This window comes from Desulfomicrobium salsuginis, assembly GCF_054657795.1.
The window spans coordinates 1,517,728-1,532,693 of the sequence record NZ_BAAHYA010000001.1 but is presented as its reverse complement, the minus strand read 5'-3'; the positions used below and the strand labels follow the sequence as shown (position 1 = coordinate 1,532,693).

Here is a 14,966-nt window from a genome sequence, read left to right as displayed (position 1 = left end):
CCGCCCCGCGCCCCGCAAGGGACTCGTCCCTTGACCCGATTATTGGGGTGCAGGGGACGCATCCCCTGCCCGCCGGAGGCACTCTTAAAAACGAGGTGATTATCATGCTGGATCTGCTTGTCATCAACACGGCCCTGCCTGGACAGGATGCGTTGACCGAAATCGGATGCAAGGATGGGCGCATCGTGATGGTCGAGCCGAGTATACAGGCCGAGGCCGTGCAGACGATTGACGCCAAGGGGTATCTGGTGACTCCGCCGTTCGTGGACAGCCATTTCCATATGGACGCGACCTTGTCGGCGGGGCTGCCGCGCAGGAACGAGACGGGTACGCTGCTCGAGGGGATTCGCATCTGGGGCGAACTCAAGCCGGATCTGACGCCCCAGGCCATCAAAGACCGGGCACTCAAACTGCTGCGCTGGAGCGTGGCCAAGGGCAATCTGGCCATCCGCACGCATGTGGACACCACGGACCCGAGCCTCATGGCCGTGGACGTGCTGCTGGAAGTGCGCGAGGAGATGAAGGATTTCGTGGACATCCAGCTCGTGGCCTTTCCCCAGGACGGGGTGCTGCGCGCGCCGAAGGGGGTGAAGCTGCTGGAACGGGCGCTGGACAAGGGCATGGACGTGGTCGGGGGGATTCCGCACTTCGAGCGGACCATGGACCAGGGGCGGGAGTCGGTGCGCGTGCTGTGCGAGATCGCGGCGAAACGCGGACTCATGGTCGACATGCACTGCGACGAGTCCGACGATCCGCTTTCAAGGCACGTGGAGAGCCTGGCTTACGAGACGCAACGCCTGGGCCTGCAGGGCCGGGTCGCGGGCTCGCACCTGACCAGCATGCACTCCATGGATAATTATTATGTGTCGAAGCTGCTGCCGCTCATGGCCGAGGCGGGGATGCACTGCGTATGCAACCCGCTGGTGAACATGAACCTGCAGGGGCGGCACGACACATACCCCAAACGGCGGGGGCTCATGCGCGTGCCGGAGCTGATGAACATGGGCATCAACGTGGCCTTCGGGCACGACGACATCATGGACCCCTGGTACCCCATGGGCAGCCACGACATGCTGGAAGTGGCGCACATGGGAGCCCACGCCCTGCACATGACCGGCGTGGACGATTTGAAGAAGATGTACGCGGCCGTGACGGAAAACGGAGCGAAGGTGCTGGGCTTGGAAGGCTACGGCCTGAAGCCAGGCTGCAACGCGGACATGGTCATCCTGCAGGCCGCAAGCGAACTCGAAGCCCTGCGCCTGCGCCCGGCGCGACTGTGGGTCATCCGACGCGGCAAGGTCGTGAGCCGGACCCCGGAGGTCATGGCCAGCGTGGATTTGGGAGGGGGTGAGGAGTTGGTCGATTTTACATAAGGCAGAGAAGATGTTGCCGACCAGCGGCACGGCATGGCCTTATTCGTCCTGCAACCAGTTCGGAACATCGCGCCGTGCATGCAGGATACGCCATACGTCGACATGTGCCTCCCGGACAACGTAACAGACCAGATACGGAAAGCGCTTCAGCGGCCAGGACCGCAAGTTCGGCAGGTTCAGCTCATGAGCGAAACGAGTCGAGCCGTTTTCCGGATGCCTGCCGATCTGCGTGAAGGCCCGTTCGAGGGCGTCGATAAAGCCCAGGGCTGCCTCGGCCGCTCCGTCCTCCAGATAATGCCCGATGGTCTCCTCGATGTCCTGATGGGCACGCTCGCGGGGAATGACTGGAAACGCCTTCACACGCGGATTCACCGACGAATTCGGCCGCGCAACGTTTCGAAATACGCGCCATCGGCCGGTTCACGCTCCGGGGAGGACGCTCCGGCAAGAAGCAGGGTGCGCAGACGCTGACGGTCCTGATCTTTGCGGATCAATTCCCGTACGTATTCGCTACTCGTGCCGTAACCACGACTCGCAACCTGCTCATCCACAAAACTCTTGAGGGCCTCGGGGAGAGAAATGTTCATGGTGCTCATGAATAAAACATACCGATTTTGGCAAAAATTGGCAAACTCAGATACCAATCTCAGAGGTTGTCGTCAGCCAACTCTCCGAGCCAATGCCCGCTGATGCGCAGGTGCACCACGTGGTGCCCGTGTGCATGCCCCACCATTTCAAAAGAGCGGGCTGACGCATCAAGGCGGCCGTCAATGTCCAGATTTGCCGTCTTGAACATGCCCAGTTCTGGCGGCGCCAGCGGCTTCCATTTACGTATGGTCAGATGTCCTCGCATTGCGCCATCCTCCAAGGTCAGGCGCCCCTGCCAGACATAAACCGGCCCGCCGCCGTTCACCAGGCCCCGCCTGACGACCGCCACGCCTTCTTCCGTCTTGTCGTAAGCCTTGAAGCGTAGCCAGTACATCCCATCCTGCATCGCGAACCTCCTTTATTTTCCCGCACGACTTGTGTGCCGCCGGGGCGCACATTGTGGCTCGTGGATGCGGCAAAAGCAAACTGGCTGAAAACTCCCCGTATCCCGAACTTGACACCCGCTATCAACCGTCTCATGCCGTTCCGTCGGCCCTGCCCCGCAGTGCGGCGTGCGGCCATCTACCTCAGCAAGAACAAGCGCCTGACGGCGCATCAGGATAGCAACATGAATACTCCGCAAAACAGGCCCATGTACCTGTTCCTCATCGCCTTGGCCGTATTGAGCGCTCTGGGGTTCCAGGGTTGGCGCACGCTTTTCAACAACTACGCGGTGGAGGTGGCACACGTCACGGGCCAACAGATGGGGATGATTCAGGGGCTGCGCGAGGTGCCGGGGTTTCTGGCCCTGCTGGTCATCTACCTTCTGGTCTTCGTGCGCGAGCACCGTCTGGCCGTGCTCTCGCTCATGGTCATGGGCCTGGGCGTGATGCTGACGGGCATGATGCCAAGCTACGGCGGCCTTGTCCTGGCCACATTGGTCATGTCCTTCGGGTTCCACTACTACGAGACCTTGAGCCAATCCCTGACCCTGCAGTACTTCAGCGTCACCCAGAGCCCGGTGGTCATGGGCCGCCTGCGCGCGGCGGGTTCCATCGCCAATATCGCCATCGGCCTCGTCTTTCTGGTGGCCGTGAACCATGCCGACTACCAGACCCTGTACATGCTGCTCGGCATCTTCATCGTGGCCGCGGCCAGCCTCTGCCTGCTGCCCAAACCCGCGCGCGGGGATCTGCCGCTCCAGCGCAAGAACATGGTTCTGCGCCGCCGCTACTGGCTCTTTTACGTGCTGACCTTTTTGTCCGGTTCCCGGCGGCAGATTTTCGTGGCCTTCGCCGTGTTTCTGATGGTCACGAAATTCGGATACACAGTCACGGAGATCACGCTGCTGTTCATGCTCAACAACGCCGTGAACTCCTTCCTGAGCCCCATGATCGGCCGGGCCGTGAACCGCTTCGGAGAACGCAGGGTGCTGTCCCTGGAGTACACGGCCCTGTTCTTCGTCTTCCTCGGCTACGCCTTCACCGACAGCAAGCTCATGGTGGCGGCCCTCTATATCCTGGACCACATCTTCTTCAATTTCGCCATGGCCATCCGCTCCTTTTTCCAGAAGATCGCCGACCCACGCGACATCGCCCCGAGCATGGCCGTGGGTTTCACCATCAATCACATCGCGGCCGTGGTCATTCCCATCACTGGCGGCCTGCTCTGGATGGTGGACTACCGCATCCCCTTCGTGGGCGGCGCTGCCCTGAGCCTCGTGTCCCTGGCCTTCGTGCAGTGCATTCGCACAGAGAAGACGTGAGCCGTCTGGAAGCAGAAAAAGAGCGAAGACGCTGCGCACCTTTCCGGAAACACGAAAACCCCAGGTCCAAAGGATCCGGGGGCTTCGCGTTTTCTGGAGGTTGAGAAGATCAGCCGAGGATGGCTTTCAGGTCTTCGTCCGGGGTGGTGATGGGCTTGATGTCGAAGTTCTCGACCAGCACGTTCAGCACGTTCGGGGTGATGAAGGCCGGCAGGCTGGGCCCGAGGCGGATGCCCTTGATGCCGAGGGAAAGCAGCGTCAGCAGGATGGCCACGGCCTTCTGCTCGTACCAGGACAGGACCATGGACAGGGGCAGGTCGTTCACGCCGCAACCAAAGGCTCCGGCCAGGGCCACCGCGATCTGGATGGCCGAGTAGGCGTCGTTGCACTGGCCGATGTCCAGCAGGCGCGGGATGCCGCCGATGTCGCCGAGCTTCTTGTCGAAGAAGCGGAACTTGCCGCAGGCCAGGGTCAGGACCACGCAATCGCTGGGCACTTTCTCAACGAACTCGGTGTAGTAGTTGCGGCCGGGCTTGGCGCCGTCGCAGCCGGCCACCAGGAAGAAGTGGCGGATGTCGCCGCCCTTGACCGCGGCGATGACCTTGTCGGCCACGCCCAGAACCGCGTTGCGGGCGAACCCGGTCAGGACGCTGCCCTTGTCCTCGTCGACCGCGAAGCCGGGCATTTCGAGGGCCTTATTGATTACCTGGGAGAAGTCCTTGCCGACGTGGGTCACGCCGGGCCAGCCGACCAGGCCGGTGGTGAAGATGTTGCCCTTGTAGGACTCGACCGGCTTCTGGATGCAGTTGGTGGTCATGAGGATGGCGCCGGGGAACTCTGCGAATTCCTTCTGCTGGTTCTGCCAGGCCGTGCCGTAGTGGCCGTGGAAATGAGCGTGTTTCTTGAGCTCCGGATAGCCGTGGCAGGGCAGCATCTCGCCGTGGGTGTAGATATTGATGCCCTTGCCCGCGGTCTGCTCCAGGAGCAGGCCCAGGTCCTTGAGGTCATGCCCGGAGACGAGGATGGCCTTGCCCTTCTTGGCGCCCAGGGGGACTTCCGTCGGGACGGGGTGGCCGTAGGAGCCGGTGTTGGCGGCGTCCAGAAGCTCCATGGCCTTCAGGTTGGCCTTGCCGCAGCCCAGGCACAGCCCGATGAGCTCGTTGAGGCCCAGGCTCTGGTCGAGGGTGGCGGCCATGGCTTCGTGGATGAAGGCGTAGACCTCGTCGGACTCCTGACCCAGAATGGCTGCATGGTCGGCGTAGGCGGCCACGCCGCGCAGGCCGTAGGTCAGGATCTGGCGCAGGGATTCGAGGTCCGCGTTGGCGTCGGGCTTCGGCGCAAAGCCGACCTTCTCGCCCATGGGCACCAGCTGCGTCGTGCCGGCAACGGTAAAGGAAATTTCAGGGTGCGCCGTGAAATCGGGCTGTTCTCCACCCAGGAACATGCGTGCCACCTTGGTCAGGAAGCCGGGCTCCGGCTCGTTGCCGAAGGTGACCTGGCCCCCGGCGGACTTGACCTTCTCCTTGAGACGGGTCTTCAGGGCGTCGCAGCGCTCGATCATGGCCACGAAGCGGGCCGGATCGAAGTCCACATTGGTCAGGGTCGAGAAAATGGCTTCGCAGGAGAAGCGGTTCACTTCATTATCGACCACGCCCACCTTGCGGCCGGCATGGGCGTAGAGGGACAGGCCCTTGACGGAATGGGTCAGCAGGTCCTGCAGGGCGGCCACTTCGGGAGTCTTCCCGCACACGCCCATCTTGTCGCATCCCTGGCCCTTGGCAGTCTGTTCACACTGATTGCAAAACATGGTTCAACCTCCATGAGAGTTTTGATGTCGTTGAGACCTCTCTATGCAGGTTACGGCGTTCCATCTTTGAGCTGGATCAAAAATCGGACATAACCGCCCACCACGCCATGCGACCGTCTGCGCCCCACCGCCCTTCCGTCAGGCCGCGCACCACAAACCAGATACTGCACAAATCGCAAACATGTGCGCCATCCGCCTGCACAACCGAAAAAGCCCATCCCGGCGTCATTCCTTGCCAACAGCTCGATAACGCATAAGAAATAGAGTGATGAATGCCGTGCCCCCCTGTGGCACGGCATTTGATGAATGAAATTCATTCCAAACTGTTCCCAAGGAGAAACGCTATGAAATCGACTCGAAACATCATCATCGCCCTGGCCCTGTTCCTGGCCTTTGCAGGCACAGCCATGGCCATGAACCACGGCAATACGGCGAACCTGACCCCGGAAAAGCAGGCAGTGGTCGACAAGGCCCACGACGACTTCACCGCGGCTACAGCGGACCTGAAGAGGCAGATCTTCGCCAAGGAGTCCGCCCTGGACGCCGAAATCTACGGAGACAAGACCGACGACAAGAAGGTCGAGGCCCTGGTCGCGGAGATCAACGCCCTGAACGGCAAGATCTACGCGGAAAGGGTCAAGCTGCAAAAGACCCTGGCCAAGGAAGGAATCCTTCCGGGTATGGGCCACGGCATGATGGGCGGCAAGGGCGGCTGCCAGATGATGGGTGGTGGCATGATGAGTGGTGGCATGCAGCATGGCGCCATGGGCGGAATGCAGCATGACATGTCCGGCAACGGCACCGCCGGCCAGGCTCCCGCCGGTCATGCCGGACACGGTGCCCCGGCCCAGCAGTAACACGGCCCCGCCGCTCGCGGCGAACCATCCTCTCGACAATTCCCCCGAGTTCGAACAGACTCGGGGGAATTCGTCGTTCTCGGCCCGTCCGCGCAACCTTTTTTCCCCGTTCCCCATGACCGACACCACACGCCTCCGCGGCGCCCTTTTCGCACTGGGCGCCACCGTCATCTGGTCCGGCAACTTCATCGTCGCCCGCCTCCTGAACCAGAGCATCGAACCGGCCACATTGTCCCTGCTGCGCTGGGGCGTGGCCTTCCTGGGGCTGCTGCCCTTCGCCTGGCGGGCGGCCTGGGCCGACCGGGCCGCCATCCGTCGAAGCCTGCCGACCATGATCCCCATGGCGCTTCTGGGGGTCACGGTCTTCAACGCGCTCCTGTACACGGGCGCCCGCACCACCTCCGCCCTGAACCTCTCGCTCATCGCCACGTCCACGCCGGTCTTCATCATCCTGCTGGCCCGCGTTTTCCTGCGCGAAAGGCTGACTGCGCGAAAAATCCTGGGTCTGGCCGCAGCCCTGGGCGGCGTCCTGCTCCTGATCACCGGCGGCGAACCCGCGCGCCTGCTGGGGCTGCACTTCTCGACCGGCGACCTGTGGATGACCCTGGCCGCCGTCCTCTTCGCCGCGTACAGCATCATGGTGCGCAGGTACTCCGGAAAGCTCAGCCCGTCGGTCTTTCTGCTGACCCTCATCGGCACGGGCCTCGTCTTCCTCCTGCCGTGGGCCGGCTGGGAATACGCCGTCGCAGGACCGCCGGTGATCACCGCGGGCATGGCCTGCGCCATCCTCTACGTCGGGCTCGGCGCGTCCCTGGCCGCCTACGCCATGTGGAACAGCGCCGTGGCCTCCATCGGCCCTTCCCTGGCGGGGCTCATCTACTACAGCCTGCCGCTCTTCAGCGGGGCGACCGCGTTTCTTTTCCTGGGGGAACCCATGGGCCCGGTGCATCTGGCCAGCGCGGGGTGCATCCTGGGCGGCATCGTGCTGGCCACGCGGGGATAATGCGGGTATGCAGATTCTGCCCCTTGCCTTTGGCGGGCGGCGGGCCTAAGGACGGCTCGTCCCGGCATCCGGCCGGGACATGCACGCAACACCGCGCCGCCGGGCGCACACGGATACAGCCATGATCACCCTTTTCGTCAGCCTGAGCATGAAGCTCTTCTTCCTGCTCACGCCCTTCTTCGTGCTGAGCGTCTTCCTGTCCATGACCGAGCACATGACCAAGACCGAGCAGCGCATGGTAGCCATCCGCACGACCATGGCCGTCATGGTCATCAGCCTCATCCTCTATTTCGCGGGCAACCCCATCTTCTCCACCTTAGGCATCACCCTGGACGGCTTCCGCATCGGCGCGGGGAGCCTGCTCTTCCTCTCGGCCGTGTCCCTGGTCTCGGGCAAGCGCTCAAGCCAGGAGGCGGCACCGGACGTGGACTTCGCCGTGGTGCCCCTGGCCATCCCCATCACCGTGGGCCCGGCCACCATCGGCACGCTCCTGATCCTGGGCGCGGAGTTGGGCGGCGCCACGGAGCGGGCCGTGGGCGCGGGGGCGCTGATCTGCTCCTGCCTGTCCGTCGGCGTCCTGCTGCGTTCGGCCAGGCCCCTGAAAAAGCTCCTCGGTTCCGTTGGGCTGTCCGTCATGACCAAGATCACGGGCCTGGTCCTCTCGGCCATGGCCGCCCAGATCGTCTTCACCGGTATCAGGAATTTCCTGCACTGAGCCGTGACGCACGCCGCACCGACAAAAGACCTGCACGAACTGGCCAGCCGGATTTCCGCAGAATGCACCGAATGCCGCGCCTGCCAGTTCCGGTGCACGTTCCTGAGCGAACACGGCACGCCCAAAACGCTGGCCGACCGTTTTCTGACCACCGGCACGGGACGGGCCGCGGCCTTCGAGTGCAGCCTCTGCGGCCTGTGCTCCACGGTCTGCCCCATGGGGCTGCCCCTGAAGGCCTTCTTCCTGGCCATGCGCAGGGCGGCCATGGATGCGGGCCGGATCAGCCTCGTGCCGTACCGGGCGCGGCTCGACTACGAACGCTTTGGCGCATCGCAGCTCATGAGCCTGTTCCGCCTTCCGGCCGGAGGCGATACGGTCTTCTTCCCGGGCTGTACCCTGCCCGGCCGTCATCCGGACACGACCAGGGCGCTTCTGGCCCATCTGCGCAACTGCATTCCCGACCTCGGACTGGTCCTGTCCTGCTGCTTTAAAACGACCCACGACCTTGGCTGCCAGGATCGCTTCGACGTCCGCTTCGGAGCGCTTTTGGACCGGCTGCACGCCATGGGCGTGACCACGGTGCTGACGGCATGTCCCAACTGTTTCGCGGTCTTCACCGAATACGGCCGGGAATTGACCGTCAGGACCGTCTTCGACGTGCTGGCCGAGCATCCCGTGACCCGGGACGCCTCCGTGCGGGGCGCGGCCGTGGTACACACGCCCTGTCCGTACCGTGGTGATGCGCACATCCAGGAGCGCATCAGGCTGATGGTCGAGGACACCGGACTCGACCCGGAAAAGACCAGGCAGGACGGCCCCTTGAGCCCCTGCTGCGGCGAGGGGGGCAGCGTCGGGCTGCTGCGGCCGGAGCTTGCCGCCGCCTGGGGCGCGAAAGCGGTCCGGCGGGCTGACGGGCGGGTCGTGGTCACCTCCTGCGCGGGGTGCGTGGCCTTCCTTTCCGGACACGCCCGCGCCGTGCATCTCCTGGACCTCGTCTTCCATCCGGCCAGAACCATGTCAGGAACCCTGCCGCGTCCCAAGGGCCTGGCCACCTACCTGCACCGCCTGCGCCTCAAGTGGCGGGCCCTCGCGCACATCCGTTAACGCTCACCGGATCGCGGCGATGCGCCGTGACCCTCCCAGACAACCATGATCACCATCTCGACATCATCCGTCCGTCAGCGGGTCATCCAATCCGCATTTCTCATCCTCTGCCTGCACACGGGCTGGCAGTTTCACCGCTTCATGCTCTGGGCCACGGCCGCAAGCGACGTCTTCGTCCCCCGCCCGGCCTCGGTGGAGGCCTTCCTGCCCATCGCGGCCCTGATGGGCCTGCGCCGCCTCCTGGCCACCGGGACCTGGGACATGGTCCACCCGGCCGGCCTGGTCATCTTCCTGGCCGCCTTGGCCACGGCTGTTCTCCTGCGCAAGGGCTTCTGCGGCTATGTCTGCCCCGTGGGCTTCATTTCGGGGATGCTCAACGCCCTGGGCCGACGGCTGTCCCTGTCGCGCGTGCCGGGCCCGTGGGTCTCCAGGCTGCTGGCCGCGCCCAAGTATCTGGCCCTGGGCTTTTTCATCTACACCGTCTTCATCGGTATGGACATGCAGGCCCTCGAACAGTTCGCGACATCGCCCTACAACTTCGTGGCCGACGCCCGCATGCTGCGCTTCTTCCAGAGCCCGTCCCGCACGACCCTCATGATCCTGGCCTCGCTGCTCGTGCTGGGCGTCGGGCTGCGCAGCTTCTGGTGCCGGTATCTCTGCCCCTACGGCGCTCTGCTGGGTCTGCTGAGCTGGGCCAGCCCCATGCGCATCCACCGCGACAGCGCGTCCTGCGTGAACTGCGGCCGGTGCACCGGGGCCTGCCCCGGCTGCATCCGCGTGCAGGACCTGGAGCGGGTGCTCTCCCCGGAGTGCCTGGGCTGCATGCGCTGCCAGGAAGCGTGTCCCGTGGCCGGCTGCATCACCATACGCGCCGCGGGCCGGACCGTCCCGGCCTGGACCATCGGCGTCGGCAGCGTGGCCGTCATGCTCGGCGCGTGGCTGCTGGCCCTGGCCGCCGGACGCTGGGAACAGGCCGTGCCCCTGCCCATGCTGCAGCGGTTCTATCAGATGTTTCTGGAGTAGAAGCCCCGGAGCAGGACGCCCAGGACTGCGGCCACGCGGGCCAGGGAAAAGCGTTCGGCCACGGCCCGGGCCCGGACGCACATGGCCGGGTCGGGACCGCGCCGCACCAGGCGCAGCATCTCGCGCTCCAGGTGTCCCTCGTCGACCCGGGCCCAGAGCATGTCCGGGGTGAAGTGCGGCAGCAGACCGGCCATGCGGCCGCCCACCGCTTCAAGTTCGTAGTGCAGGGGCACGGAGTTGCCTTCGTCCATGTACTCCATGTTGCCCGACCAGCCCGTGGCCAGGACAGGCACGCCATGGCTCATGGCCTCGCTCAGTCCCAAGCCCCAGGCCTCGCCCCGGTGCGGGGCGACGTAGGCCAGGGCCCCCCGGTGCAGGGCCGCAATCTGCCCGTCCGTCATGTCCCCGCCCAGGCTGACCACCCCTGAAAGCCCCCGCAGAGGGACCTCCTTGCGGTATTGCTTGAGGACCAGCCGGACATCCGGAACCACGGCATGCACTCGGGCGAAGACCCGCAGCAGGGCTTCCAGATTCTTGCGCGGATTGAGCGCGTCCACGATGGAAAAGAAGTAGCGCCCCGCCCCGAGGCGTTCCGCCGCCCAGCGCAGGTCCTGCGCGGCCGGTTCGACAACCTCGACCACGTGCGGCAGGACCTTCACGCACGGATGCCCCTGGGCCAGGGCACCGGCCGAAAACGTCGACGCCGTCCACACCTCCCTCACCAGCGAAAGCCCCTGCCGGTAGACCTCCGGCAGGGTTCCCCCTTCCCATACCGCATACCCGGCCACGGGCATTTCGGACAGGATCGGACATGCGCGGAATATGCGCGGCCAGAACAACGGGTCCTCGTGAACCACGGCCAGATCCGCATCTTCCGGCCCTCTCGCGGGCTCGAATCCCGCCGTCTCCAGGCAGCGGACGTACGCCTCGCCTGCGCGCCGGTGGCTGATGTAGTCCGAAAGGCGCCACCAGACCTTCATCGCGCAGCCCTGCCGCTCCGCGGCCACGGGAAGAACATGGGCGTCGACCGCTGGTAGCCCAGATAGGCCTGGCCGTGGACGTGCACGAGCTTGCGCTCCTCTAGCCGCGCGCCGATCAGCACGTAGCCCGTCAGCACCAGGCTGGTGACCAGTTCCGCCGCGTCGAAGGCCCCCGTGCGGGTCCAGAGCAGCAGAAGCGCACCGCCGTACCAGGGATGGCGGACCCGCGCCAGGATGCCTGCGGTGAGCAGCTCTTCGGCATAGGGGCTGCCCGCGAAGGAACAGGCCGAACGCAGCTGCGCCAGACCGCCGACGACCTTCAGGTCGTACACCCGGGCCCCGGCCCAGAACAGCCACAGGGCCGCCCCGAGCAGGCCGAAGCGGACCGCCGCCAGGGGGCCGCTCCAGGCGAGAAGCGGCTCCCCGGCCAGGGAATTCTTGAAGAGGAGAAGAGGCAGGAGGGTCAGCACGGCCAGGCCGTTGTAGGCCAGCCGGTACCAGGGGCACAGCCGGGGGAGGCGGGCCGAGACGAGGCGCATCCAGCCCGGGCTTATGAGCAGGCTGTGCAGCGCCCCCCAGCATGCCCAACCCAGGGCCAGCAGCGCAAGCGTCACCCCACCAGGGATTCCCCGCCCTTGACGTCGCGGCCGATCTCGTCCTTCTCGCGGTCGTGGGAATGGTCGCGGGCCACGAGCATGTAGATGGACGGGATGATGAACAGGGTGAACAGCGTGCCGATGGCGATGCCGCCGACCAGGACCAGGCCGATGGAGTTGCGCGCCGCGGCCCCCGCGCCCGTGACCAGGGTCAGGGGGAAGTGGCCGGCTATGGTCGCCCCGGTGGTCATGAGAATGGGCCGCAGGCGGGTCATGGCCGCCTCGTGCACGGCCTCGCGCTTGGAACGCCCGAGCTTCTGCAGCTGGTTGGCGAACTCGACGATGAGGATGCCGTTCTTGGAAACCAGCCCCACCAGAGTCACCAGGCCGACCTGCGAATAGATGTTCATGGTCGTGGTCCAGCCGGCGGTCCAGAAGGCCACGTTCGGGTCGGGCATCTTCAGAAAGGTGAAGATCAGCGCCCCGAACACGGCCAGGGGCACGGACCCGGCCAGAATGACGAAGGGATCGCGGAAGCTGTTGAACTGCGCCGCCAAGACCAGGAAGATCAGCACCACGGCCAGGCCGAAGGCCGTCAGGAACTTGTTGCCCTCGGTCCGCAGCTGGCGGGAGTCGCCGGTGTAGTCGATGACGTAGCCCTGGGGCAGGATGCCGGCGGCCTCGTCCTCCAGAAAACGCAAGGCCTCGTCCAGGGGCCGCACGGCCACGCCGCTGATCTTGACCGCGTTGAGCTGCTGGAAGCGGTTCAGGGAGCGGGCCACGGTGGATTCCTTGATGGTCGCCACGGCGGACAGGGGCACGAGTTCGCCGTTCGGGCCGGTCACATGGATGTTGCCCAGCTGGTCGGGGGTCAGCCGGTCAATGCGCTGCACCTGGGGGATGACCTTGTAGCTGCGGCCGTCGATGTTGAAGCGGTTGACGAAGTTGCCGCCCAGCATGGCGCCGATGTCGCCGCCCACGGAAGCCAGGTTCAGGCCCATGGCCGCGACCTTGTCGCGGTCCACGACCAGTTCGGCCTGGGGCTGGTCGATCTTGACGTCGATGAGCGGCGGGAAGGCGAACATGCCGCTCTGCATGGCCTTCATCTGAAGCTGCCGGGCGAAGTCGAGAATCTCCTCCTGCGGCGCCGTCGAGGCCAGGACAAACTCCACCGGGAAGTCGCCGCCGCCGGGCAGGGCCGGCGGGGTGACCGGGAACATCTGGATGCCCGGGATGGCGGCCAGGCCGGCCTGCACCTCGGGCAGGATCTCGGCCGCGGTGCGGTCGCGCTGTTCCCAGGGGGCGACGACCAGACCACTGAAGCCGCTGGACGGGAACGTGACCTGGAAGGTGAACTTCGCCTCGGGCGTGCTCAGGAAAACACGGTTGGCGGCCGCAGCGTAGGCGCTCGTCTGGTCCAGGGTGGAATCGGCCGAGGCGTCGAGAATGCCGAAGATGACGCCCTGGTCCTCGGTCGGGGCCAGCTCCGTGGCGGACATGGTGAACATGGGCACGGACAGGACGCTGATGACGATCCAGATCACGTACACCGCCGGCCGGGCGTTGAGAGTGCCTTCCAGGAGTCGCCCGTAGAAGCGGCGCAGCTTGCCGAAATCGCGGGCGATGCGCCCGGCCAGCCCGTGCTCCTCCATGCCCGGCTTGAGGAGCTTGGCGGACATGACAGGCGACAGGGTCAGGGCCACGATGCCGGAGATGGTCACAGCCCCGGCCAGGGTGAAGGCGAACTCGCGGAACAGGGAGCCCGTCAGGCCGCCCTGCAGGCCGATGGGCGCGTAGACCGCGGCCAGGGTGATGGTCATGGCGATGAGCGGGCCGATCAGCTCGCGGGCGCCGAGGATAGCCGCGTTCAGGGGCGACTCGCCCTGGGACAGGTGCCGCTCCACGTTTTCGACCACGACGATGGCGTCGTCGACCACGAGCCCCACGGACAGGACCACGGCCAAAAGCGTCAGCAGGTTCACGGTGAACCCGAAGGCCTGCATCAGGAAAACCGCGCCGATGAGCGACAGGGGAATGGCGATGACCGGGATGGCCACGGCCCTGAAGGAACCCATGAAGAGAAAGATGATGATGACGACGATGATGAGCGTGTCGCCCAGGGTCTTCAGGACCTCGTGGATGGCGCTGTTGATGTACTCCGTGGCGTCGTATGCCACCCGCCCCTCCATGCCCGAGGGCAGGGACTCCTGGATGGACTCCATCTCGGCGCGCACGAGCCTGATGACGTCGATGGAGTTGGCGTTGGGCAGGGGCCAGACGCCGATGAAGACCGCCGTCTTGCCCGTGAAGCGCACCTCCGAGCCGTAGTCCTCGGCGCCCAGGGCCACGTCGGCGATGTCGCCCAGCCGGATGACGGCCCCGTTCTCCGAGCGGATGGCCAGCTGCCTGAACTCGTCGGCCGAGCGCAGGTCCGTGTCGGCCGTGAGGTTGATCTGCACCAGCTCGCCCTTGGTCTGGCCCAGGGCCGAGAGGTAGTTGTTGGCGGCCAGGGCCTGGCGCACGGCGGCGGGGCTGACGTTCAGGGCGGCCATACGGTCTGGCTTGAGCCAGATGCGCATGGCGAAGGTCCGCGCGCCCAGAATGTCGGCGCGCTGCACGCCGTTCAGGGTCGACAGGCGCGGCTGGACCACGCGCATGAGGTAGTCCGTGATCTGGTTCTGCTCCAGGTCGGTGGAGGAGAAGCTCAGGTAGGCCGAGGCGAACTGGCTGTCGGCCGATTCCACGTTCAGGATGGGCACCTCGGCGTCGGGCGGCAGGTCGCCGCGGACCTGGTCGACCTTGGCGCTGATCTCGGACAGGGCCTTGATGGGGTCGTAGTTGAGCTTCAGCCGGACGCTTATGGTCGAGAGGTTCTGGGTGCTCTGGGACTGGATGTAGTCGATGCCGTCGGCCGCGGCGATGGCCCGTTCCAGGGGCGTGGTGATGAACCCGCGCACCAGCTCCGCGCTGGCGCCGACGTAGGTCGTGGTCACGGTGACCATGGCGTTGTCGCTGCGCGGATACTGACGGACCGTGAGGGTAAATACGGCCTGCAGCCCGGCGATGACGATCAGCAGGTTGACGACCAGGGCCAGGACGGGGCGGCGGATGAATATGTCGGTGAATTTCATGGGTTGAGCCCGTGAAAGCGTTGT

Annotated in this window: 14 protein-coding genes; 7 read left to right on the top strand and 7 right to left on the bottom strand. The window is 65.3% G+C overall.

What is annotated here, in order from left to right; all coding sequences use genetic code 11:
* Positions 1-104: 104 nt before the first annotated feature.
* Positions 105-1,373 carry an amidohydrolase family protein gene (locus ACYQ3G_RS06880; protein WP_459824055.1) on the top strand — a complete coding sequence of 423 codons (1,269 nt, stop codon included), beginning with the start codon at positions 105-107 and terminating at the stop codon, positions 1,371-1,373.
* Between the two features lie 39 nt (positions 1,374-1,412).
* On the opposite strand, the gene ACYQ3G_RS06875 is transcribed toward ACYQ3G_RS06880, so the two are convergent.
* The 3 genes from ACYQ3G_RS06875 to ACYQ3G_RS06865 are packed head-to-tail and all read right to left on the bottom strand — an operon-like array spanning position 1,413 to position 2,367.
* Positions 1,413-1,733 carry a type II toxin-antitoxin system RelE/ParE family toxin gene (locus ACYQ3G_RS06875; protein ID WP_459824053.1) on the bottom strand — a complete coding sequence of 107 codons (321 nt, stop codon included), beginning with the start codon at positions 1,731-1,733 and terminating at the stop codon, positions 1,413-1,415.
* 8 nt (positions 1,734-1,741) lie between these two features.
* Entirely contained in the window at positions 1,742-1,960 is a 219-nt protein-coding gene (locus ACYQ3G_RS06870; protein WP_459824051.1) for a type II toxin-antitoxin system ParD family antitoxin, read from the bottom strand.
* A gap of 59 nt (positions 1,961-2,019) precedes the next feature.
* Positions 2,020-2,367 (bottom strand): GrlR family regulatory protein, encoded by a 348-nt coding sequence (locus ACYQ3G_RS06865; protein WP_459824049.1) that lies wholly within the window; start codon positions 2,365-2,367, stop codon positions 2,020-2,022.
* Positions 2,368-2,589: 222 nt separating this feature from the next.
* Between ACYQ3G_RS06865 and ACYQ3G_RS06860 the strand changes: the two genes are divergently transcribed.
* Positions 2,590-3,726, top strand: a complete 1,137-nt coding sequence (locus ACYQ3G_RS06860) for an MFS transporter (protein WP_459824046.1) — start codon at positions 2,590-2,592, stop codon at positions 3,724-3,726.
* A 109-nt stretch (positions 3,727-3,835) separates the two neighbouring features.
* Here the strand turns inward: ACYQ3G_RS06860 and hcp are convergent, their stop codons facing one another.
* Complete coding sequence (gene hcp, locus ACYQ3G_RS06855) at positions 3,836-5,533, bottom strand: hydroxylamine reductase (RefSeq protein WP_459824044.1); 1,698 nt, start codon at positions 5,531-5,533, stop codon at positions 3,836-3,838.
* Between the two features lie 344 nt (positions 5,534-5,877).
* Here hcp and ACYQ3G_RS06850 point away from each other — a divergent pair, with 344 nt between their 5' ends.
* The 5 genes from ACYQ3G_RS06850 to ACYQ3G_RS06830 all read left to right on the top strand — a co-directional run bounded on the left by ACYQ3G_RS06850 (position 5,878) and on the right by ACYQ3G_RS06830 (position 10,235).
* Positions 5,878-6,390 (top strand): periplasmic heavy metal sensor, encoded by a 513-nt coding sequence (locus tag ACYQ3G_RS06850; protein WP_459824042.1) that lies wholly within the window; start codon positions 5,878-5,880, stop codon positions 6,388-6,390.
* A 115-nt stretch (positions 6,391-6,505) separates the two neighbouring features.
* Complete coding sequence (locus ACYQ3G_RS06845) at positions 6,506-7,393, top strand: DMT family transporter (RefSeq protein WP_459824040.1); 888 nt, start codon at positions 6,506-6,508, stop codon at positions 7,391-7,393.
* 121 nt (positions 7,394-7,514) lie between these two features.
* Positions 7,515-8,108 carry a MarC family protein gene (locus ACYQ3G_RS06840; RefSeq protein ID WP_028577888.1) on the top strand — a complete coding sequence of 198 codons (594 nt, stop codon included), beginning with the start codon at positions 7,515-7,517 and terminating at the stop codon, positions 8,106-8,108.
* 3 nt (positions 8,109-8,111) lie between these two features.
* A complete protein-coding gene (locus tag ACYQ3G_RS06835) occupies positions 8,112-9,212 on the top strand; it encodes a 4Fe-4S dicluster domain-containing protein (RefSeq protein WP_459824037.1) in 1,101 nt (366 codons plus the stop codon).
* A gap of 45 nt (positions 9,213-9,257) precedes the next feature.
* Positions 9,258-10,235 (top strand): 4Fe-4S binding protein, encoded by a 978-nt coding sequence (locus tag ACYQ3G_RS06830; protein WP_459824035.1) that lies wholly within the window; start codon positions 9,258-9,260, stop codon positions 10,233-10,235.
* Here ACYQ3G_RS06830 and ACYQ3G_RS06825 read toward each other — a convergent pair.
* The 3 genes from ACYQ3G_RS06825 to ACYQ3G_RS06815 are packed head-to-tail and all read right to left on the bottom strand — an operon-like array spanning position 10,217 to position 14,942.
* Positions 10,217-11,215: a glycosyltransferase gene (locus tag ACYQ3G_RS06825; protein ID WP_459824033.1), complete on the bottom strand. Its 999-nt coding sequence runs from the start codon at positions 11,213-11,215 to the stop codon at positions 10,217-10,219. The two genes, ACYQ3G_RS06830 and ACYQ3G_RS06825, sit on opposite strands and share 19 nt — an antisense overlap.
* On the bottom strand, positions 11,212-11,829 hold the full coding sequence (locus tag ACYQ3G_RS06820) for a methyltransferase family protein (RefSeq protein WP_459824031.1): 618 nt from the start codon (positions 11,827-11,829) through the stop codon (positions 11,212-11,214). The genes ACYQ3G_RS06825 and ACYQ3G_RS06820 overlap by 4 nt, the downstream gene beginning before the upstream one ends.
* Positions 11,826-14,942 carry an efflux RND transporter permease subunit gene (locus tag ACYQ3G_RS06815; RefSeq protein WP_459824029.1) on the bottom strand — a complete coding sequence of 1,039 codons (3,117 nt, stop codon included), beginning with the start codon at positions 14,940-14,942 and terminating at the stop codon, positions 11,826-11,828. The genes ACYQ3G_RS06820 and ACYQ3G_RS06815 overlap by 4 nt, the downstream gene beginning before the upstream one ends.
* Positions 14,943-14,966 lie beyond the last annotated feature (24 nt).